Raw genomic sequence first — 20,772 nt, forward strand, 5'->3', positions numbered from 1 at the left:
ACGCAAAGCCACCTGAACGCCAACACAGGTACGGTAGTCGGAAAGCTCCCGTATCGAGAAAAGGCGGTAGGTGCAGGTGGAGGTCGAGCAGACGGCGTTGCCGGGAATCGGGCTGCGGCACGAGTTCACGACACGGTCGGGGCGCCGCATCGGCGTGGTCTCCCACCGAACCGGCCGCCGCGACCTGGTGATCTACGACCCCGACGATCCCGACCGCGCCTGCGAGACCGTGAAACTCAACGACGAGGAGGCCGATGCGCTCGCCGAGCTGCTCGGCGCTCCGCGCATCGTCCAGCGCCTCAACGACCTGCATCGCGAGGTCGAGGGGCTGGTCAGCCTGCAGCTGCCGATCCTGCCTGACTCGCCGTACGCCGGCCGCGCGATGGGGGACGCCCGCGTCCGCACCAGGACCGGCGCGTCCATCGTGGCGATCGTCCGCTCAGGGCTGGTCGCCGCCAGCCCCGGGCCGGACTTCCTGCTGGCCGACGGTGACGTCGTCGTGGTGGTGGGCAGCCCCGAGAGCACCGCCGCCGTCGCCGACATCCTGTCCAACGGTTAGGCCGGCTTGTGCACGAAACAGCAATACTGTTCCTGGAATTCGGCGCGGTGGTCCTCGGGCTCGGCATCCTCGGTGCGTTAGCCCTGCGTGTGGGAATCTCGCCCATCCCCCTCTATCTGATCGCCGGACTGGCGTTCGGCACCGGCGGCATCCTGCCGCTCGCGACCAGCGAGGAGTTCATCTCCGTCGGAGCCGAGCTCGGTGTCATCCTCCTCCTGCTGACCCTCGGCCTGGAGTACAACGCGGGCGAGCTCGTGACCAGCCTCAAGGGCAACGCCCGCGCGGGGCTCGTCGACGTCGTGCTCAACGCCGTGCCGGGCGCGGTGTTCGCGCTCCTGCTCGGCTGGGGGCCGGTCGCCGCTCTCGCGATGGCCGGCGTCACCTACGCCACGTCGTCGGGCATCACGGCGAAGGTCCTGTCGGACCTCGGCTGGATCGGCAACAGGGAGACCCCCGTGGTCCTGTCGTTGCTCGTCTTCGAGGACCTGACCATGGCGATCTACCTCCCGGTCCTGACGGCCGTGCTGGCCGGGCTCAGCTTCGTCAGTGGTGCGGTCACGGTGGCGATCGCGCTGGCGACGGTCAGCGTCGTGCTGGTGGTCGCCCTGCGCTTCGGGAGGTTCATCCAGGCGTTCGTCGAGAGCCCCAACTCCGAGGTGCTCCTGCTGAAGGTGGTCGGCCTCGCCCTGCTGGTCGCGGGAGTGGCGCAACAACTGCAGGTGTCCGCGGCGGTGGGCGCGTTCCTGGTCGGCATCGCCCTGTCGGGGAAGCTCGCGGAGGACGCGCAGGCGTTGCTCGCGCCGCTGCGCGACCTGTTCGCCGCGGTGTTCTTCGTGTTCTTCGGCCTGCAGACCGACCCGGCCAAGATCGGGCCCGTTGTTTGGCTCGCGGCGCTGCTCGCGATCGTCAGCATGATCACCAAGCTGCTCTCCGGCGCGTACGCCGCCCGCAGGGCGGGCATCGCGAGAGCGGGATGGGCCCGTGCCGGCATCGCGCTGATCCCCAGGGGCGAGTTCAACATCGTGATCGCCGGGCTGGCCGTGGCGGCCGGCGCCCATCCCGATCTCGGGCCGGTCGCGGCCGCGTACGTGCTCATCCTGGCGGCGTTCGGCCCGCTCGCCGCGCGGCTGGTCCAGCCGTTCATCACCGCCATCGCCAAACGGGCCTGAGGGAGATCGGGAGCGTGCTCCGGGGGTAGGTGCTTCGGCGTGGCGGACAGACTCGAGCCCTACCGAGGCAAGCGCGACCCCCGGCGCACGCGCGAGCCGATCCCCGAGACCGCGCCCGAGGCGGGCGGCGACGACACCTTCGTGATCCAGGAGCACCACGCGCGGTCGCACAGCTTCAGTGTCGGGGAGCGCGGCCGCGACGCCGAGCCCAGCGTCGTCTGGTCCGACGACAGCTCCTACTCCCTGACCGAGGGCGAATCCGTGGTGGTCCGCGTACAGACCAGCGACCCCTTCTCCGAGGCTCGCCGCCCGCAGTCCGGGCGGGACTACCTCGTGCGGTCCGGGGGCGTCACCGAACTCCCTCTCCCGCACGTCCGGCCAGTCGACACCGATCACGCTGCGCGCGGTCGGTGGGCCGGCCGTCTTCGACACCCTCCAGTTGCGCGCCTTCAACGTGCCGGTCCTGCGGACCACGGTGGTCGAGGCGGTCGACTCCACATCGGTCCAGCAGTACGGCGAACGCAGCAACCCGAATGACGCGCCGTGGGCCAACGTCCACGACGCCCGTGCGATCGCCGACGCGGTCCTCGCGCAGCGTGCCCAGCGACTGCCGACCGTCCGCATCCGGATCGTCTGCGGAGACACCACCCCGAGTTCGCGGATCGCCGCCGCGCTCGCCCGTGACCTATCCGACCGGATCACCATCATCGAGCCGCAGACCGGCCTGTCCGCCGAATTCTTCGTCGAACGGATCGAGCACACCATCGATCGCGGCAAGATCCATGAGATCGTCCTCGGCTGCGAGAAGGTTCCGGCCCAGCCCAGTCCCGTCTTCACCTTCGACGCCGCCGGCCGCGGCTTCAACGACGGCAAGTTCGGCGTGCGCGGCCTCGACGACACCTCGCTCGTCTTCTTCACGTCGGACATCGAGTGGCCGGCCGACGGGCCGGAGCTCATGGAGGTCCTGGCGCGGCGGCCGATCCCGGGCAGCCGGAACTGGTACCTCCAGGACCACAGTGTCGCGGTGCGCGCTGGCATACCGCATGGGCAGACCCCTGCGGATTTGTGGGACGAGAACGCGGAGCATGGGGTTTCCTAACCCGATGCGCAATGTAGCCGTTCGCTCACTCACCGCGTCCATTGTTATGGCGGCTCCGCTTCTAACAGTCACAGGGGAGGCCAGGGTGACCGTGGCCACGAGCGTCGTCTTCCAGGCAGGCATCGGGGGATACGACGTCTACCGGATCCCAGCCATCGTCCGAACCCCATCCGGGATCCTCGTCGCGTTCGCCGAGGGCCGGCACACGACCTCCGACACCGGGAACGTCGATATCGTCGCCCGCCGCTCCTTCGACGGCGGCACCACGTGGCTGGCCCAGCGAGTCGTCACCAACCACGGGTCCGACACCGCCGGCAACCCGACCGTCATGGTCGACCCCGCGTCCGGGGACATCGTGCTGCTGTCCTGCCGCAACGGCGGTGCGCTGACAGAGGCGCAGATCATGCAAGGTCAAGCGTCCGCGGCGACGACCCGCCGGGTGTATGTGCAGCGGTCCGCCGACAACGCGGTGACCTGGTCGGCGCCAGTGGAGGTCACCACGGTCAAAGACGCGGGGTGGCGGTGGTACGCCACCGGCCCCGGGCACGGCGTCGCCAAGCAGGCGGCGCCGCACGCAGGCCGCCTGGTCGTGGCGGCCAACCACTCCAAGCCTCCGGCAGGGTCGGACACGGGCACGGAGAACAAGTACTACGGCGCCCACTCCATCTACTCCGACGACGGCGGGGTCACGTGGCAGGTCGGGTTCACGAGCTCGGCCACGAACGGGTACGTCAACGAGAACGAGTCGACCGTGGCCGAACTGCCGGACGGCCGGCTGTACTTCTCGGCACGGGGCCAGAACGACACCGCGCCCGGCACTCGCGCCGATGCCATCTCCGTCGACGGCGGACAGACCCTCGAGCGGGCGTACCGGCCGCAGGCGACCATCACCACTCCGGTCGTCGAGGGCTCCGTGCTCGCCCTCCCGGACGGGCGGCTCCTCTACTCCGGGCCGTCGCATCCGACTGACCGGGCCGCCATGGCGATCCGTGTCTCTGAGGACGACGGCCGAACATGGACGATCGGCCACCAGGTGTCCGGCCTCCCTGCCGCGTACTCGGACATGGTCCTCATGGACGGCGCGGTCGGGGTGCTGTACGAGACGGGCGACTTCGGGCCGAACGAAACGATCACGTTCACGTCGGTCCCGATCGCGGAGATAAGGGGATAGCGAATGGCCTGGTCGGCCCCGATGACGGCCGTCGCGAACAGCATCTTTACGACGGCGGCCTTCAATCAATACGTGCGCGACAACTTGCTCGAGACGGCGCCGGCCAAGGCGACGACCGGGAGCCGACTGATCGTCACGACCGGCAGCACCTGATCCCTACGGCGATCACCGCGGTGGCCGGCTTCCGGACCGACCACACTCCGCGCCCGGATCTCGGCCAGTAGCCTGGTCCCATGCCGGCAGCCACACAGACGGCGCTCACCGACCTCCGCGACCGGGGCGTCAGGCGACGATGGCCCAGACCTGTACGTCGCGGTGTTCGCCGTCGAGGTGGAAGGCTTTGCGGTGGGTGCCCTCGTGGGTGAAACCGAGGCGTCGGGCGGCGGCGATACTGGCCTCGTTACGGGGGTCGCACAGCCACTCGACGCGGACCATCCCACGCACGTTGAGCGCCCAGTCGATGAGCGCACGGCAGGCCAGGGTGATCAGGCCCCTGCCTCGTACCTCCGGAGAGAGCCAGACGCCGATCTCGCAGACGCCCTGAGTGGCGTTGAAGGCGCGGTAGACGATACCACCCTGCAGGACGCCCGAGACGTACAAGCCGAAGATGCGACCAGTGTCGGCGGCTTGGCGATCGGCGTAGTCCTGCAGGAATGCACGAGCCGACGCCTCGTCCACGACGGAGTAGGCCCACGGGATCCAGGGCTTGAGCGCATCGCGTACCCGGTCGATGTAGGCGGTGAACTCGCCTGCCTGCCACGGCTCCAACGGACGCAGCTCAGCATCGTCTCCCAGTGCCCGGCTGAACATCTCACCTCCAGATGCGTCGGTTTCTGCGGCATACCTTCTCGCATCCCGGTGTACGTTCGAGCGGCGGGGCCCTGGAGAGGCGCGCTGGGCGACGTCAACGACAACGACGTGGACCGGGTGCTGAAGCGCGTCCTCCCCGAAGCCGCCGCGGTGGGCAAGCGGCTCGACTCTCGTTACGAGTCGGGACGGGAATCGGCGGCGTGGATCTTCCTGCCGGCCTGAGCGGGGTTCATGCCCGGATCAGGAGCCGCGGGGGACAGCTCGCACCCGAGCTGGGCGTAGAGCTCGAGCTGGTCGAAATACACACGGTGCGTGATGATCAGGCCGTCTTCCAGCGTGCACGCAGCGCAGCCGCGGACGGTGACGCGGCGGCCGGTGCCCTCCAGCGTCTCGCCGTTGGGCAGCCAGAAGGGCCCGGTGTGCGTGCCGTTCATGGTCCACTCGGTGAAGGCCGGATCTGCGGGGAGCATCCCCTGCCACGGCGTGAAGGCGAGATCGGGGAAGGCGACGAAGATGTGCTCGTAGTGCCACGCGATCTCCGCCGCGCCCTCCGCGACGCCCGCGGGTGAGACGAGGACGGCATCGGCGTGGAAATGCCGCAACAACGCGTCGATGTCGTGTTTGTTGATCGCGCCGTACAAAAGATCGGCCATGCGCCGGGCATCGGGCTTCATGCGTGCCCCCTCGAAGTCATGCGGATTCTCAAGCTATCGAGCCGTGGGCAAAGAACTGTTCAAGATCGTCTGCTCGCATCGCTCGCCGCGCCGTCCGGTATGACCATGGCCGCAGGCGGAGGGGACCGCGCCGGGGGGAGCACGAACAGGACGATGATGAGGGCCGCGCCGAACGCCAGGTGGTACCCCTCGAAACGGCAGGCAGAAGGTGGTGCGACCGGCATGGGTAGGGAACCTGCATGCACATCGACCTCGCAGGCCGCACGGCCTTCGTCAGCGGCTCCACGCACGGGATCGGCCGGGTGATCGCGGCCCGGCTGGCGGCCGCCGGGGCGGACACGGTGATCAACGGCAGAGCCGCGGACCGCGTCGAGGCGGTCGTCGAGGAGTTGCGGGCCGCCGATCCGCGCGCCCGGATCGACGGGATCGCCGCCGACGTCTCGACGCCGGAGGGAGCGGCGACCGTGTTCGGCGCGCTGCCCGCCGTGGACGTCCTCATCAACAACCTCGGGATCTACGCGCCTCAGCCGGTGCTGGAGATCGACGACGAGACCTGGCTGCACTACTGGAACGTCAACGTCATGTCGGGGGTGCGGCTGGCACGCCACTACCTGCCCGGCATGCGCGACCGCGGATGGGGGCGTGTCCAGTTCATGGCCAGCGAGTCCGCCGTGGTGATTCCCATCGAGATGGTCCATTACGGCGTGACGAAGACGGCGCTGCTCGGGGTGTCGCGCGGGTTCGCCAAGGCGGTGGCCGGAACCGGGGTGACCGTCAACGCCGTGATCGCCGGTCCCACGCGGTCCGAGGGCGTCGAGGAGTTCATCCGCGGGCTCCTCGGCGAGGATCTGCCCTGGGAGCGGGCCGAGGCCGAGTTCATGTCGCGGCTGCGCCCTACGTCGCTGATCAAGCGGCTGATCGACCCCGAGGAGATCGCCAACATGGTGGTCTATCTCAGCTCCGACCTCGCCTCGGCGACCACGGGAGGCGCACTGCGCGTGGACGGCGGCTGCGCCGACCACATCCTCCCGTGAGGATCTGCGGCCAGTGCCCAGGGGTCCCCGCCGAGGACGGCACGGCGGGGACCTGAGGTCAGCGGCCCGGAGCGTGACTCACGGATGCCCGGGCAACCGGTAGTTCTCGTCGAGGGCCGCGCCGCGTTCGGGCTTGTACAGGTCGTAGCCGCGGGCGTTGCACTGCAGACCGCCGTTGATGCAGTGGGTGACCAGGGCGGCCAGCGTGGCGGGGTCCCAGGCGTTGAAGAAGTCGTAGTGCCAGGTGTAGCCGCGGCCGCTGGACAGCCTCACCTGCGCCATGTCGCCGTCGGCAGGGAAGGCGATCTTGTATTCGAGCATCGGCACCGCGACGGGGTGCGTCACCGGGCACTCGCCGTTGACCGGGTAGGCCATGTGGCTCTTGTGATCGGCGCTGTCGAGGTGGACGCCGTCCCAGCAGCTCGGGGCCTGATAACGGACGTTGAGCTGGCTTCCGGCCGGGCAGGAGGCCGGGAAGTCCCAGTTGTGGAAGCTCTCCCCGCACTCCCAGCCCTCGACCGCGCCGGGGGCGTGCTGGAAGTCGGACTGGGTCGCGGTGGGACTGCCGACCACGAACCGGAGGCCCTGGGGGAACGGGCGCACGGAGGTGTAGTCGAGCACGCCGGACTTGTAGTAGAGCACCTGCGGGCCGACCGGCACGATGAGCTGGTCACCCTTGTAGACCGGGGGGAACCAGTAGCTCGACTTGTCGGCGGGGACGACGCACGATGTTCCTCCCGCGAGGAGGGAGGCGAGGGTGGAGCTCGCCGTGGTCGTCACGTTGCCGACGAACGTGTGCATGTGCGACGCCCCCGGCAGGCCGGGGTAGACGATCGGGTCGTCGGGACGGCTCTGCGTCACGCTGCAGTTCGCCTGGAACTCGTGGTGGGTGACCAGGGAGGTGCCCGTGGGGGAGGGGGTCGGAGCCGGTGATCCGCCGGTCCCGTAGATCTTGAATTCCCAGAGGGAGTAGCCGTATCCGGTGGCTCTGGCTGTGGCGTATAGGCGGACGTAGCGGCCGGTGCCGGTGAGGGTGATGGTCTGGGTTCCGCCGGTGCCGGTGGTGGTGCTGTAGGCGTCGGTCCAGGTCGTGCCGTTGGGGGAGGTTTGGATTTTGAAGGCGGTGGCGTAGGCGGATTCCCAGGTCAGGACGGCCTGGCTGATCGTGGCGGTGGCTCCCAGGTCGACCTGTAGCCATTGCGGGTCGCTGAACGCGCTTGCCCAGCGCGTCCCCGGGTTGCCGTCGACGGCGAGGTAGGCGGCGTAGGCCCCTCCTTCGCTGGACGACGCGGTGGCCTGCCTGCCCTGCGACAGCAGGGCGTCGGCCGCGACCGCGGGGCTGACGACCGCGACGAGCGCCGCGACCATGGCGGCCGCGGCCGCGACGACCAGCGCGAACCGGAGCCGGCCGGGACTGCGGGGTGGGTGCATGTTCTCTCCTCACTGCGGGGGGTGCTGGGCCCTGCGGCGACGGCGAAGGAGGTGGGAGAGCGCTCTCCACGAGAGTGGACCGGGCTGTCAGGGGTTGTCAAGAAGCTCGTTTGAACTCGGTGAAATTCGCGGTTCATCCGCTGGAAACGAGAAAATCGACGAGATCGTCCGGTCGGGCGGGGCGTCGTTCGAGGGGTCGCGAGCCGGTGGAGAGGCGTCGCGCACCGCGTCGCCGCCCTCTGACGGCCCGCGTCGGAGAACGCTCTCCATGAGCGCCCGACCCGCGCGGGCGCGATCGACGCGACGCTCAGGCGGACTGGCGGACCACCAGGACGGGCGGGAAGATGACCGAGGTCACCTGGAAGTCCGGGTCCTCGATGTGGGCCAGCAGCAGCCGGGCCATCTCGCCTGCCATGTCCTCCATGGGCTGGCGGACCGTGGTCAGCTGCGGCCGGCAGGCCGTCGCGGCGCTGCTGTCGTCGAAGCCGATCACCGCGACGTCGTCGGGCACCGCGCGGCCGTGCTCCCGGAGCGCGAGGAGCGCCCCCTGCGCCATCAGGTCGTTGGCCGCGAACACCCCGTCGATGTCGGGATGCTCCGCGAGCAGCCGATGCATGCCGGCCTCGCCGCTGTCATGGGTGAAGTTGCCCTCGACCCCGGGGATGTACGGATGACCGTAACGGGCCATGGCGTCCTGGAAGCCGGACAGCCGGTCCTGGCTCGCGCGCACGTCGAAGGGGCCGGAGATCGTCGCCACGCGCCGGCAGCCCCGTGCTACGAGGCGGTCGGCGGCCAGCTCGGCCCCCGCCCGATGGGACAGGTCGACGTAGCTGATCGGCGTGGGCCGGGCAGGCCGGGCCCACAACACCGCAGGAAGCCCCGCCTCCACGATGAGCCGGGGCAGGGGGTCCTCGCCGTGGGTGGACACGAGCAGCGCGCCGTCCGCGCTGCCCTGCCGCAGATAACCGATCACCTGGTCGCGGGCGTGGGCGGTCTCGGCGAACATCAGGACGGGGTGGATCCCCCGGGGGCGGAGGAAGGCCACGGCGCCGCCCGCCACCCGCCCGAAGAACGGGTCGGCGAAGACCTGGCTCTCGAACGGCTCCGCGCCCTCGTCGCCGCCGGCGCCCGAGACGACGAGCGCCACCGACCCGGTCCGCCGCGTGACCAGGGAACGGGCCGCACGGTTCGGCACGTATCCGGTGGCCGCGATGGCCCGCTGGACGGTCTCCTGGATGTCCGGCGCGACGTTGCGGATGCCGTTGATCACGCGGGACACCGTCGCCCGGGAGACCCCCGCCACGCGGGCCACGTCCTCCAGCGTCGGAGTCGCCTGCGCCGGCGGGAGATCCGTACTCATACGGTCTTTATAACACGAACCGGAGAGCGCTCTCCCCCTGCTTCTCATACCCGCGCTTCCGTACTCGTGCTCCCGTACCTGTGCTTCCGTACCCGCGCTGTCGTCACCCGTGCTCCCGTACCCCTGCCCGCCCGGGTACGGGAGCGGCTACGGGCGCGCCTCCCCGGCGATGGTCGTGGCGGTGAGGGGGAGGTCGCCGGCGGAGCGCCCGACGAGCACACGGAAGGGTCCCGGCTCGGTGCGCCAGGCGCCATCCGCCACGGACCAGTGTTGGACGGCGCGCGCCGCCACGGCGACCTCGATCTCGGTCTCCTCACCCGGCCCGGCCTCGGCGACGGCGTGGCCGGCCAGCCATCGCGCGGGCCGTTCAACTTCGCTCCGGGAGCGCGAGAGGTAGACCTGCACCACCTCGCGCCCCGCACGGTCACTGGTGTTGTGCAGCCGTACGGTGACCGTGAACGGGCGGCCGGGTTCGACCTCCGGCGGCACAGTCAGATCCTCGTACGACCAGGACGTGTAGCCGAGTCCGTGACCGAACCAGTAGGCCGGGGTGCCGGTCCCGCGCGCCCATGCCCGGTAGCCGAGATGCGGGCCCTCGGTGTAGCTGAGCACGCCGTCCACCGGCGCGGTGCCGACCACGGCCTCATCGGCCCAGGTCGTCGGCAGGCGGCCGCCGGGCTCCGCCGCGCCGAGCAGGACGTCGGCCAGCCCGTGGCCGCCCTCCTGCCCGGGGAACCAGCTCAGCAGCACGGCGGAGACCCGCTCGCGCCACGGCAGGGCGACCGGTCCCCCGGAGTTCACGACCACGACGGTGTTCGGGTTGGCCGCGGCCACGGCACGGACGAGATCATCCTGCCTGCCGGGCAGGTCGAGGGACTCGCGGTCGCGTCCCTCGCTCTCGGCCGCCTCGTCGGTGCCGACGACGACGACCGCGACATCGCTGTCACGCGCGAGCGCCACGGCCGCCGCGAGTTCGTCGTCGTCGCTCAGCCGGGGTGGGTCCATGGCGAGCACGGAGGCGCGCCCGGTGCCGCGGTCGAGGCGTCGCCGTGCCACCAGTTCGACCTCGCGGCCGGGCTGGAGGTCCACCTCCGCTCGCCGGTAGGGAGGGGAGAGGTGAACGGTCGCGGGATCGGCGGTGTCGAGCGCCACGTCGGCGTCGAGGACGACCTGCCCGTCCACCGCGAGTGAGACGTGGCCCCACCCTCCGACGGCCACGCTCCACCGTCCCCCGGCGTCCGGGCGCACGAGAGCGCGGATCTCCACGGTGCGGGCCCCGCGGACGGGCGCGGATTCGAGGATCCTCCCGGTGAGGCGGCGCTCGGCGTGGAGTTCCCCGCCGTCGGCGTCGAGCAGCCGCACCAGCACTCCCGGCAGGCCGCTTCGCAGATCACGCGCATTGCCCGTGTCCAGGGGGGTGGGGAGATCGCTCGGGTGTGCGCCGGCCGCATGGGTCACCTCAGCCCTCCCGGCCAGGGCGGTGCGGATGCCCTCCAGCGGGGAGACGGCCGAGGCCGGGTACACGCCCGCGCTCCCGCCGCCCTGGATCCGGGCGGACGCGGCGTTCGGTCCGAGCACCGCGACCCGGCGCAGCCGCCGCGCGTCGAGCGGCAACAGCCCGCCCTCGTTGCGGAGCAGCACCGTGCTCGCGCTCATGGCACGGCGTAGCAGCGCACGGCTCGCCTCACCAGCGGTCTCCTCAGGCGTGGAATCCCCATGAGTGGACTCCGCATGCGGGCTGAGTGCGCCGACGCGGGCGGCGAGCCGCAGCAGGCGGCGCACCTTGTCGTCGACGGCCGACTCGGGGACCTCGCCCGACCGTACGGCCGCCGCGAGCCCGCCGCCCCAGTGCTCGTTGGGACCCGGCATGGCGAGATCCTGGGCCGCCGCCGCGGACGCCACCGTGGACCGCACTGCCCCCCAGTCGGACACCACCACACCGTCGAACCCCCACTCGCCCTTGAGTGGCTCGGCCAGCAGGGCGTTCTCCGACATCGTGACGCCGTTCACGCCGTTGTACGCCGACATCACCACCCACACGCCCGCTTCGACCGCGGCCTCGAACGGCGCGAGGTACACCTCGCGAAGGGTTCGCTCGTCGACGCGGGCGTCGAGGGTGAGCCGTTCGGTCTCGGAGTCGTTGGCGACGTAGTGCTTGGCCGTCGCGGCGACGCCGCCCGACTGCACGCCGCGGACGAAGGCCGCGCCGATCCACCCGGCCAGCAGCGGGTCCTCGGAGAAGCATTCGAAGTGGCGGCCGCCGAGGGCGGAGCGGTGCAGGTTCAGCGTCGGCGCGAGCAGGACGTCGACGCCCTTGCGCCGTGCCTCGCCGGCCAGCAGGGCGCCGAGTCGCGTGACGAGGTCGCCGTCCCACGTCGCGGCCAGCGCCGTGGCGGAGGGGAGCGTCAACGACGTGTCGCGCTCGTCCCAGCCCTCGCCGCGCACGCCGGCAGGGCCGTCCGAGGTCACCATGGAACGCAGCCCGATGTCCGGCTCCGCGCCGGTCCGCCAGACGGTCGCGCCGGTGAGCAGCCGCACCTTCTGGTCGAGGTCCAGCTTTCCCACCAGGTGGTCGAGCTCGTCGTCGGTCACGCGGCACCCCTTCGTCTCATCCGGCCCGTGGTGGAGAGCGCTCTCCATCGTTACAGCGTCGGTGTGGCGGAGGCGGACTGTCAATCACGCCGGGGGTCGGCGTGTGGTGTCGCGAACGTTCCCGGAATGCGAGCGGGAGGTTTCGGGTGGAAGTGAAGGGACTTGACAGGCGTCCTGTCATGGGTCCACTCTCCACTGGAGAGCGCTCTCCCATCTCCTGCCACGTCCGAGCACGGGTACGGCAGGCACCCCCCGGTAGTGAGGAGAGGTCGTGCTTCCATCTCGTCGTCCAGGCCGCCCGCGGTCAGGCCTGGTCATCGCCACGTTGATCACCGTGCTGGTCACCGTGCTCGCCGCCGTGACCGGGGCCGGCTCCGCGCTCGTGGGCCGCGCGGTCGCGGCGGACGCGTTGTTGTCCCAGGGGAAGCCGGCGACCGCGTCGTCGAGCGAGGGCGCCGGGTACGCCGCCTCGTTCGCCGTCGACGGCGACCCGGGGACGCGCTGGGCAAGCGCGTTCAGCGACCCGCAATGGCTACAGGTCGACCTGGGAGCCACCGCCACGATCAGCCAGGCCGTCCTGACCTGGGAATCCGCCTACGCCACCGCCTTCAAAATCCAAACCTCCCCCAACGGCACGACCTGGACCGACGCCTACAGCACCACCACCGGCACCGGCGGAACCCAGACCATCACCCTCACCGGCACCGGCCGCTACGTCCGCCTGTACACCACCGCCAGAGCCACCGGCTACGGCTACTCCCTCTGGGAATTCAAGATCTACGGCACGAGCGGGACGTCGACTCCGTCGCCGACCCCCACACCGAGCCCGTCCGCCGATTGCGGTTCCGCGAACGCGGCCCTCGGTAGGCCGGCCACCGCCTCCTCGACCGAAGGCGCGGGCACTCCCGCCTCGGCCGCCTTCGACGGAGACGCGACCGGCACCCGCTGGGCCAGCGCGTACAGCGACCCGCAGTGGCTCCAGGTCGACCTGGGCTCGTCCCAGCAGATCTGCCGGGTGGTGCTGGTCTGGGAGACCGCGTACGCGACCGCGTTCAGGATCCAGACGTCCGCGGACGGATCGAGCTGGACCGACGTCTACTCCACGACGAGCGCGAGCGGCGGAACCCAGACTCTCGACGTGTCGGGCACCGGCCGCTACCTCCGCGTGTACGGCACCGCCAGAGCCACCGGATACGGCTACTCCCTCTGGGAGGTCACCGTCAACACCGGCACCGGCGGCGGCCCCGGCCCCGGCACCGGGGACTGGACCGAGGTGTGGAAGGACGACTTCGACGGGGCCGCCGGCACCTCACCGTCGGCCGCCAACTGGATCCTTCGTACCGGAACGCAGTTCCCCGGCGGCGCGGAGAAGTGGGGGACCGGTGAGGTCGAGACGGCCACCGCGTCGACCGCCAACGTCTATCTCGACGGCGCGGGACGGCTCAACATCAAGGCGATCAGGGACGGCGCCGGCAACTGGACCTCGGGCCGTCTGGAGACCCAGCGCACCGACTTCGCCGCCCAGCCCGGCGAGCAGGTCAGGTTCACGGCGAGACTGAAGCAGCCCGACGTCGCCGACGCCAACGGCTACTGGCCGGGCTTCCGCGCCACGGGCGCGGCCTACCGCGGCGTCTACACGAACTGGCCCGGCGTCGGCGAGACCGACATCATGACCGACGTCAACGGCCGCAGCCAGCTCTCGAACACCCTGCACTGCGGCACCGCGCCGGGCGGGCCGTGCAACGAGTACGACGGCAGGACCAGCGGGTTCGCGACCTGCGCGGGCTGTCAGACGGGCTACCACGAGTACACCCAGGTGATCGACCGCAGCACCACCGACGAGCAGATCCGCTTCTACCTCGACGGGGTGCAGACCTGGGTCGTCCGCGAGAGCCAGGTCGGCGTCACCGCCTGGCAGGCCGCGGTCCACCACGGCTTCTATCTGCGGTTCGACCTGGCGATCGGCGGTTCTCTGCCGAACGCCGTCGCGGGATTCACCACGCCCACCGCCACCACCACGTCGGGTGGCGTCCTGAGCGTCGAGTCGGTCTCGGTGGCGAAGAAGACCGGTTCCGCCCCGCCGGCCATGACCGATCCGGCCACCCCCGCCGGTCCGAGCAACGTCCGGGTCACCGGCGGACAGGGCAACTGGCAGTTGTCGGTGAACGGCCAGCCGTACGAGATCAGGGGACTGACCTACGGCCCGCCGCAGGCGGCGGCGGACGGCTACATGCGCGACCTGAAGTCGATGGGCGTCAACACGATCCGCACCTGGGGAGTCGACGACGCGGCGACGCCGACGTTGCTGAACAGGGCGGCGCAGCAGGGCATCAAGGTGATCGTCGGCCACTGGCTCAACCAGGGCGCCGACTACGTCAACGACACCGCGTACAAGACGAGCGTGAAGAACGAGATCGTCGCCCGGGTCAACGCGCTCAAGGGCTACCAGGGCGTTCTCATGTGGGACGTGGGCAACGAGGTCATCCTCACCATGCAGGACCACGGCCTGCCGGCCGCCGAGGTGGAGGCGCGACGCGTCGCCTACGCGAAGTTCGTGAACGAGGTCGCCGTCGCCGTCCACGCCGCCGATCCGAACCACCCCGTCACCTCGACCGACGCCTGGACGGGCGCGTGGCCGTACTACAAGGCGTACGCCCCGGCGCTCGACCTGCTCGCGGTGAACTCCTACGGCGCCGTCGGCGGGGTCAAGCAGGCCTGGATCGACGGCGGATACACCAAGCCGTACATCCTGACCGAGGGCGGCCCGGCCGGCGAGTGGGAGGTGCCCGCGGACGTCAACGGTGTGCCGACCGAACCGGCCGACCTGCAGAAACGAGCCGGCTACACGGCGAGCTGGAACGCCATCAAGGCGCATCCGGGCGTGGCCCTCGGCGCCACCGAGTTCCACTACGGCCTGGAGAACGACTTCGGCGGCGTCTGGCTGAGCACCTTCACCGGAGGCTGGCGCCGGCTGGGCTACTACGCGCTGCGCCAGGCCTACACCGGCCAGCAGGCGGCGAACACTCCGCCGGAGATCACCGCCATGACCGTCGGATCCCAGACGGCGGTCCCCGCGGGCGGGCAGTTCACCGTCGGAGTGACGGCCGCCGATCCGCAGGGGGACCCGATCCGCTACAACCTGATGATGAGCGACAAGCACATCAGCGGCGGCACCGGCTTCCGGCACGTCCGGTTCACGCAGACGGGCCCCGGCCAGTTCTCCGTGACCGCGCCGCAGCAGATGGGCGTGTGGAAGGTGTACGTCTACGCCTACGACGGGCAGGGAAACGTCGGCATCGAGCAGAGGTCGTTCAAGGTCGTGCCCCCGCAGGTCGCCGGGACCAACGCGGCACTCGGCAGGCCCACCACCGCCTCGAGCTACCAGGCGACCGGTGACGGCGGGCCGTTCACGCCGGGCAGGGCCACAGACGGCAGCTTCACGAGCCGCTGGGCGAGCGAGTGGAGCGACCCCCAGTGGTTGCAGGTCGACCTCGGCCAGGCGACGGCGATCAAGCACGTCCAGCTCGGCTGGGAGTCCGCGTACGGCAAGGCATACCAGATCCAGACGTCGAACGACGGCGCCGGCTGGACCACGGTCTACTCGACCACGACGGGCGACGGCGGGTTCGACGACCTCGATCTCGCCGTCTCCGCGAGGTACGTGCGGCTGAACCTCACCCAGCGCGGGACGGCGTACGGCTACTCGCTGTGGGAGTTCGGGGTTTACAAGTAGCACTGGAACAGCGGCTCTATATCGGCTGCGCGGCCCCGCCCGGGCGGGCGGGGCCGCTTGGCGGCACTTGGGCGCACTCCCCGGCTAGTGCAGCTGGGTGGCGATGCTGAACCGCCCTCCGCCGGAGATGACCTCGATGCTGAGCAGATCGGTCCGGATGCCGGCGCCGTGCCATGCCGGATGCCGCGTGCGGCCTGACGGGAGAGGTGTGGTTGGGTCGTCCCTGTGATGGGGGACGTGCTCGGACTGGTCGCCGTGGGCCTGGCGGCGGGAGTGGTCAGCACGGTGGTGAGCCTGGCGTCGCTCGTCTCCTATCCGGCGCTGCTGGCCTTCGGCATCCCGCCGCTCAGCGCGAACGTCACCAACACCGTCGCGCTGCTGTTCACCGGGCTGGGTGCGGCCGCGGGGTCGCGGCCGGAGCTCGCCGGGCAGGGCCGGTTGGTCCTGCGCCTGGGGTGGGTCACCGCACTGGGGGGCGCGGCCGGGGCGGGGCTCCTGCTCGCGACGCCGGCCGACACGTTCGAGGCGATCGCCCCGTTCCTGATCGCGGGCGCCTCCCTGCTGCTGTTGACCCGCCGCTGGAAGGCGGGTCGTGTGCGACTCGGCGGGGAGAACGGCCGAGCCCTGCGGGTTGCCCTGTTCGCCGTCGCGGTCTATGTGGGCTATTTCGGAGCGGCAGGCGGGATCCTCATGTTCGCCGCCCTCGGCTCTGCGCTCGACCAGGCTCCCGCACGGGTCAACGCCGTGAAGAACGTCGTGTCCGCGCTGGCGAACGGCGTCGCCGCGATCGGGTTCGCGCTCTTCGGACCGGTGCAGTGGACGGCCGTGGCCCCGCTCGCCCTGGGCTTCCTCATCGGGGGCTGGCTCGGCCCGGCGATCGCGAGGCGGCTTCCCGGGCAGTCGCTCAGGATCGTCGCCGCCCTCTGCGGTCTCGCGGTCGCCGCCAAGCTCGCCTTCGACGCGTTCACCGCCTGAGCGTCGTCAGGCGGTCGGCAAACCGTGCGCAGCCGGGCCGTGCGCTCGGCAGGTCGTGCGCTCGAGCCAGGCCGCGCTCGCCAGAGTGCTCGCCAGGAAGCGCTAGGACACGGACGCGGAGGCGTCGGAGCTCTCGCCCGCCTCCGCCACGCGTGCGCGGAGCCGGTCTCTGACCTCCTGCGGCGTGTACGCCCGCCGGCGGCGTTCCGCGCGCACGACTACAACACCGGTCGCCGCCACGCCCGCGAAGGCCGCGAGTCCGAGCACTTTCCACCACCGCATTTCTCTAGGCTACTGCTGTGCCAGATATGCGGATAAGTCTCGATGAAGCCGTGGATCTCAGCCGTACGGGTGACGTGTGGGTCTTCCGCGGTCGCACCGTCCCGGACCGGGCCATCCAGATGACGACCAACAGCCCCGTCAACCATGTGGGCATGGCCGTCGTCATCGAGGACATGCCGCCGCTCATGTGGCACGCGGAACTCGGCCGGTCGCTGCCCGACATGTGGACGGGCACCCACCAGCGTGGCGTGCAACTCCACGACATGCGGGACGCCGTCCGCGTGTGGGCTGACAGGTACGGCCAGCGGGCGTGGCTTCGCCAGCTCGAGCCGCCCGCGTCGCGCTCGATGGAGGACGCGGCGCTGCGCGTGATCGCCCGGCTGGACGGCACGCCCTTCCCTTCGACGGCCCAGCTCGCCGGCAGATGGCTGCGCGGGCGGCTGCCCAACTTCCTGCGCGGTGACACCGCTCTCGAGACGGCCTACTGCGCCGAAGTTGTCGCGCTCACCTATGAGGCGATGGGCCTGCTTCCCCGGGGGCGCCGACCGAACTGGTACGACCCGGGCAGGTTCTGGAGCGGCGACGACCTCGCCCTGCTGGACGGAGCACGGCTGGGCGGCGAGATCGCCGTGGAGATCCCGCCCGCTCCCGCGCCCGGCGTGGCCTCCGTCACTCGCTAATCAAGATTTCACCTAGGCGGTCAACCTCAGGCCCGACTAGTGCGTCAGGACTAGGCATCGTTAGTCCAGACGCAAGATGGCAGGGCCTTATGCCTACTCCTGATTTCCGAGGCGACGGCCTCGACGGTCTCCTCCAAACGGAACTGCGAGCCCGCCGGGCGCTCGACGCGGTACGCCGCCAGGGCCCTGAAGCGGTGGAGGAGGAGACGCTCCGGATGAAGTCCGAACTGGTCCGGTTGTACGGCTGGGAGGGCTACCAGCGGGTCATCTCCAAGATGGAGAGCGACCTGGCCCGGCTCCACGAGCGGCCGGCGCCGTAGCGGCCGAGATCCGCGAGGGGGGTTCGCCGACGACGTTCGCCGATAACATCGGCGGCGGAACGGACCGGCTACCCCGATGGAGCGACGATGACGCGACCCCTTCCCGGCACCGGCGCGAACGGCCACGCGGCGCCCCGGGACCTCGTCATCGGCGGATACACGCCGGACACCGGTGGTACGGGACCTGGGCTGACCCGCGTGCGCGTCGACGCGGAGGGCCGGCCGGAGGTCGTCGCGCGGACCGCTGTCCCCGGGCCGTCGTTCGTCACCGCGCACCCCCGGCTGCCCCTGCTCTACGCGGTGCTCGAACGGGAGGCGGGCGGAGTGGCGGTGTTCGCGGACGACCCCGCAGGCCCTCGCCTGCTCGTGGAGCACTCCAGCGGCGGCTCGCTGCCTTGCCACGTCGCCGTGGACCCCGCCGGGGCCCGGCTCGCGGTCGCCAACTACGGCGACGGCACCGTCGCGGTCTTCCAGCTCGCGGCGGACGGCATGCCCGGCCCGGAGCCGCTGCTGTTCCCCAACGAGGGACATGGCCCCGACCCGGACCGGCAGGAGGGGCCGCACGCCCATCAGGCCGTCTTCGGGCCGGACGGCGTCCTTCACGTGACCGACCTCGGCACCGACGAGGTTCGGCGCTTCCTTCCCGATATGACGCCCCACCCCGGCGGTCCCGTACGGCTGACGCCGGGGTCCGGGCCGCGGCACTTCGTCCATCACGAGGGCCACTGGTACGTCGCCGGAGAGCTGGACGGGATGGTCGGCGTCTACGACGAGGACTGGCGCGAGGTCATCCGGGTGCCCGCCAGTGGGAGCGACGCGCGCAACCATCCCTCGCACATCGCGGTCTCCGAGGACGGCCGCCGTCTCTACGTCGCCAACAGAGGGCCGGACACCCTGTCCGTCTTCGCATTCGACGGCGCGCGGCCGGTCCGGGTCGCGGAGGCGCCGGCCGGCGGGACGTGGCCGCGGCACTTCGCCCTCGACGACGACCGGCTCTACGTGGCCAACCAGCGGTCGGACGCCATAGCCGTACTCCGGCTGGAGGACGGGGTGCCCACGGCGACCGGCACGACCATCGAGACGGGCAGCCCCTCGTGCGTCCTCACGCGGTGAGGACGGCCCGCGCGCCGCTCACGGGATGAGCGCGACGCCTCCGACGATCCACGCCTTGTCGGGGCGCGAGGCGGCGGCGGTGCTGTCGGGCCGCCACTGCCGGATGTAGACGAGGCCGGGGTCGACCAGCTCCGTGCCGTCGAAGAAACGCAGCACGTCCTCGCGCTTGCGCGGGGCGTCGTCCGCGTTGGGGAGGATGCGGCGGAAGGCCTCGACGATGGGGCCGACCAGGTCGGGGCGCGCGTCGAAGACCGCGTGGCCGATGGCGAGGTGGCTTCCTGGGGCGACGTGGTCGCGCAGGTAGGCGACGCACTTGTACGGGTCGCTCGAGTCCGGGAGGTACTGCAGCCGGGCGGGGATCAGCAGCCCTACCGGCCGGTCGAAGTCGATCAGGCGGCGGAGGTCGGGATTGTCGAGCATCTCGGCCGGCTGGAGGATGTTGCCTTTCACGACGGCGGTGTGAGGGTTGGTCGCGAGGATGGCGCGTCCGTGCGTGAGGACGACGGGGTCGTCGTCGACGTACACGACCCGGGCGTCGGGGACGAGTGACTGGGCGACCTCGTGGGTGTTGCGCTGGGTGGGCAGACCGGACGCCACGTTGACGAACTGCGTGATGCCCTGGTCGACGAGGTGGCGCACCGCGCGTTCCACGAAGTCCCTGACCTCGGTCGCCATGTCCTTGATCTCGGGGGCGATCGTGAGCAGCCGTTCGGCCAGCTCCCGGTCGGCGGCGAAGTTGTCCTTGCCCCCTAACAGGTAGTCGCTCATGCGGGCGATGTTGGCCGTGCTCGTGTCGAAACCCGCCACTCCGCGCCGCTCCGCGCTACTCACAGGAGCCTCCTTGCCATGGACTGTGCCTTGACGATTATTGCCTAACGGATATTGGTTTGTGCCCATATAACGCCGGTTAATCCCACCAGAATGACCATGCGTTCTGTCCGACGATCTCGTGGGCGTAGTCGATGAGCGTTCCGGGGCCCTGCAGGAGGCTGTCCGGGCAGAAGGTCCAGTGCTCTGCCGCGACGCGCAGCGCGTGCTCCGGGGTCGCGGGGGGCGCGGCGATGCTCAGGTCCAGCGTGTTGAAGCCGAGGCCGACCACCCGCGCCCCGAACCGCTCCTCCCAGCTGCGCACGACGGCGGCGAGCGGCACCGTCCACTCGTTGTGGTGCAGCGCGCCCTGCCAGCCGATGGCGACGAGCGCGTCCGCTCCCCGGTCCACCGCCGCCAGGCCGAGCGGGGTCCTGCGTTCGGCCACGACCCCGGCGTACCAGTCCGCGACGACGTCGGGGTGCGCGACCGGCTCGCCGGGTTCGGCCGGTCCCGGGCAGTCGTCTCCGAACGGCGCCAGGTCGGCGTCTCTGTTGATGAGGTCGCGCCACGTCTCGGCCATGAACCCCGCGGCCGTGTAATGGTCGATCTCGGCGATCGAGTCCGGCGCGATCTGCCCGGCCGCCCACGGCTGCACGCCGTCCTCCAGCAGCACCGGCCACAGGCCCGACCACTGGTGCTCCTGCCGGAGCCGGGTCCACAAGCCGGCCTGAACCGGCGCGTCGCTGAGCCAGAACGACGGCCGGTGATGCGTCCGCAGCGTGTCGTACTCGGGATCCGGCCACACGAGTGAGCCGGTCGGGAGGTCGACGCTGAACGCCCGCGCGTCGCCTCCGCCGCCGAACAGCAGCTCCAGATCGAGCGGAAGCTGCCGTAGCTCGTGATCCGCCATGCGCCAATAATGTCGGACCTTGTGCGGAGATGCCCGGCGAGGGGCATCTC

The 20,772-nt window shown here is 70.8% G+C and carries 20 protein-coding genes; 12 read left to right on the forward strand and 8 right to left on the reverse strand.

All coding sequences use genetic code 11. The features are described from left to right. Positions 1-76: 76 nt before the first annotated feature. From Pph01_RS35950 to Pph01_RS35970, 5 genes are all read left to right on the forward strand, one after another. Entirely contained in the window at positions 77-559 is a 483-nt protein-coding gene (locus tag Pph01_RS35950) for a cation:proton antiporter regulatory subunit (protein ID WP_204077733.1), read from the forward strand. 8 nt (positions 560-567) lie between these two features. Continuing rightward, positions 568-1,728, forward strand: coding sequence for a cation:proton antiporter (locus Pph01_RS35955; RefSeq protein ID WP_204077683.1), 1,161 nt, complete (start codon positions 568-570; stop codon positions 1,726-1,728). A 439-nt stretch (positions 1,729-2,167) separates the two neighbouring features. Continuing rightward, positions 2,168-2,827 (forward strand): hypothetical protein, encoded by a 660-nt coding sequence (locus Pph01_RS35960; RefSeq protein WP_204077684.1) that lies wholly within the window; start codon positions 2,168-2,170, stop codon positions 2,825-2,827. 85 nt (positions 2,828-2,912) lie between these two features. After that, positions 2,913-3,998, forward strand: coding sequence for a sialidase family protein (locus Pph01_RS35965; RefSeq protein ID WP_204077685.1), 1,086 nt, complete (start codon positions 2,913-2,915; stop codon positions 3,996-3,998). 3 nt (positions 3,999-4,001) lie between these two features. After that, entirely contained in the window at positions 4,002-4,151 is a 150-nt protein-coding gene (locus tag Pph01_RS35970; protein ID WP_204077686.1) for a hypothetical protein, read from the forward strand. A gap of 129 nt (positions 4,152-4,280) precedes the next feature. Here the strand turns inward: Pph01_RS35970 and Pph01_RS35975 are convergent, their stop codons facing one another. Next, positions 4,281-4,808 (reverse strand): GNAT family N-acetyltransferase, encoded by a 528-nt coding sequence (locus Pph01_RS35975; protein ID WP_204077687.1) that lies wholly within the window; start codon positions 4,806-4,808, stop codon positions 4,281-4,283. A 48-nt stretch (positions 4,809-4,856) separates the two neighbouring features. Between Pph01_RS35975 and Pph01_RS35980 the strand changes: the two genes are divergently transcribed. Further along, entirely contained in the window at positions 4,857-5,030 is a 174-nt protein-coding gene (locus tag Pph01_RS35980; RefSeq protein WP_204077688.1) for a hypothetical protein, read from the forward strand. Here Pph01_RS35980 and Pph01_RS35985 read toward each other — a convergent pair. Continuing rightward, complete coding sequence (locus tag Pph01_RS35985) at positions 4,982-5,482, reverse strand: ester cyclase (protein WP_204077689.1); 501 nt, start codon at positions 5,480-5,482, stop codon at positions 4,982-4,984. The genes Pph01_RS35980 and Pph01_RS35985 overlap by 49 nt on opposite strands. Positions 5,483-5,721: 239 nt before the next feature. Between Pph01_RS35985 and Pph01_RS35990 the strand changes: the two genes are divergently transcribed. Beyond that, positions 5,722-6,516, forward strand: a complete 795-nt coding sequence (locus tag Pph01_RS35990; protein ID WP_204077690.1) for an SDR family NAD(P)-dependent oxidoreductase — start codon at positions 5,722-5,724, stop codon at positions 6,514-6,516. 78 nt (positions 6,517-6,594) lie between these two features. Here the strand turns inward: Pph01_RS35990 and Pph01_RS35995 are convergent, their stop codons facing one another. The 3 genes from Pph01_RS35995 to Pph01_RS36005 form a co-directional block, all read right to left on the reverse strand. Next, positions 6,595-7,947 (reverse strand): DUF1996 domain-containing protein, encoded by a 1,353-nt coding sequence (locus Pph01_RS35995; RefSeq protein ID WP_204077691.1) that lies wholly within the window; start codon positions 7,945-7,947, stop codon positions 6,595-6,597. A 307-nt stretch (positions 7,948-8,254) separates the two neighbouring features. Further along, the gene (locus Pph01_RS36000; RefSeq protein ID WP_204077692.1) at positions 8,255-9,307 is read right to left on the reverse strand and encodes a LacI family DNA-binding transcriptional regulator; all 1,053 of its coding nucleotides are present in this window, start codon (positions 9,305-9,307) and stop codon (positions 8,255-8,257) included. Between the two features lie 147 nt (positions 9,308-9,454). Further along, positions 9,455-11,899, reverse strand: a complete 2,445-nt coding sequence (locus tag Pph01_RS36005) for a glycoside hydrolase family 3 C-terminal domain-containing protein (protein WP_204077693.1) — start codon at positions 11,897-11,899, stop codon at positions 9,455-9,457. A 271-nt stretch (positions 11,900-12,170) separates the two neighbouring features. On the opposite strand from Pph01_RS36005, the gene Pph01_RS36010 reads away from it, so the two are divergent. After that, entirely contained in the window at positions 12,171-15,632 is a 3,462-nt protein-coding gene (locus Pph01_RS36010) for a discoidin domain-containing protein (RefSeq protein WP_204077694.1), read from the forward strand. Between the two features lie 237 nt (positions 15,633-15,869). Next, positions 15,870-16,607, forward strand: a complete 738-nt coding sequence (locus tag Pph01_RS36015) for a sulfite exporter TauE/SafE family protein (protein ID WP_204077695.1) — start codon at positions 15,870-15,872, stop codon at positions 16,605-16,607. 102 nt (positions 16,608-16,709) lie between these two features. Here Pph01_RS36015 and Pph01_RS36020 read toward each other — a convergent pair whose 3' ends face one another. Then, positions 16,710-16,889, reverse strand: a complete 180-nt coding sequence (locus Pph01_RS36020; protein ID WP_204077696.1) for a hypothetical protein — start codon at positions 16,887-16,889, stop codon at positions 16,710-16,712. 26 nt (positions 16,890-16,915) lie between these two features. Between Pph01_RS36020 and Pph01_RS36025 the strand changes: the two genes are divergently transcribed. The 3 genes from Pph01_RS36025 to Pph01_RS36035 all read left to right on the forward strand — a co-directional run bounded on the left by Pph01_RS36025 (position 16,916) and on the right by Pph01_RS36035 (position 19,002). After that, positions 16,916-17,569 carry a hypothetical protein gene (locus Pph01_RS36025; RefSeq protein ID WP_204077697.1) on the forward strand — a complete coding sequence of 218 codons (654 nt, stop codon included), beginning with the start codon at positions 16,916-16,918 and terminating at the stop codon, positions 17,567-17,569. An 89-nt stretch (positions 17,570-17,658) separates the two neighbouring features. Beyond that, positions 17,659-17,889 (forward strand): hypothetical protein, encoded by a 231-nt coding sequence (locus Pph01_RS36030; protein WP_204077698.1) that lies wholly within the window; start codon positions 17,659-17,661, stop codon positions 17,887-17,889. An 87-nt stretch (positions 17,890-17,976) separates the two neighbouring features. Next, complete coding sequence (locus Pph01_RS36035; protein ID WP_204077699.1) at positions 17,977-19,002, forward strand: lactonase family protein; 1,026 nt, start codon at positions 17,977-17,979, stop codon at positions 19,000-19,002. A gap of 18 nt (positions 19,003-19,020) precedes the next feature. Here the strand turns inward: Pph01_RS36035 and Pph01_RS36040 are convergent, their stop codons facing one another. Beyond that, a complete protein-coding gene (locus Pph01_RS36040; RefSeq protein ID WP_204077700.1) occupies positions 19,021-19,833 on the reverse strand; it encodes an SAM-dependent methyltransferase in 813 nt (270 codons plus the stop codon). 76 nt (positions 19,834-19,909) lie between these two features. Continuing rightward, positions 19,910-20,722, reverse strand: coding sequence for a DUF4253 domain-containing protein (locus Pph01_RS36045; protein ID WP_204077701.1), 813 nt, complete (start codon positions 20,720-20,722; stop codon positions 19,910-19,912). Positions 20,723-20,772 lie beyond the last annotated feature (50 nt).

Source organism: Planotetraspora phitsanulokensis (assembly GCF_016863295.1).
GTDB classification, from domain to species: domain Bacteria; phylum Actinomycetota; class Actinomycetes; order Streptosporangiales; family Streptosporangiaceae; genus Planotetraspora; species Planotetraspora phitsanulokensis.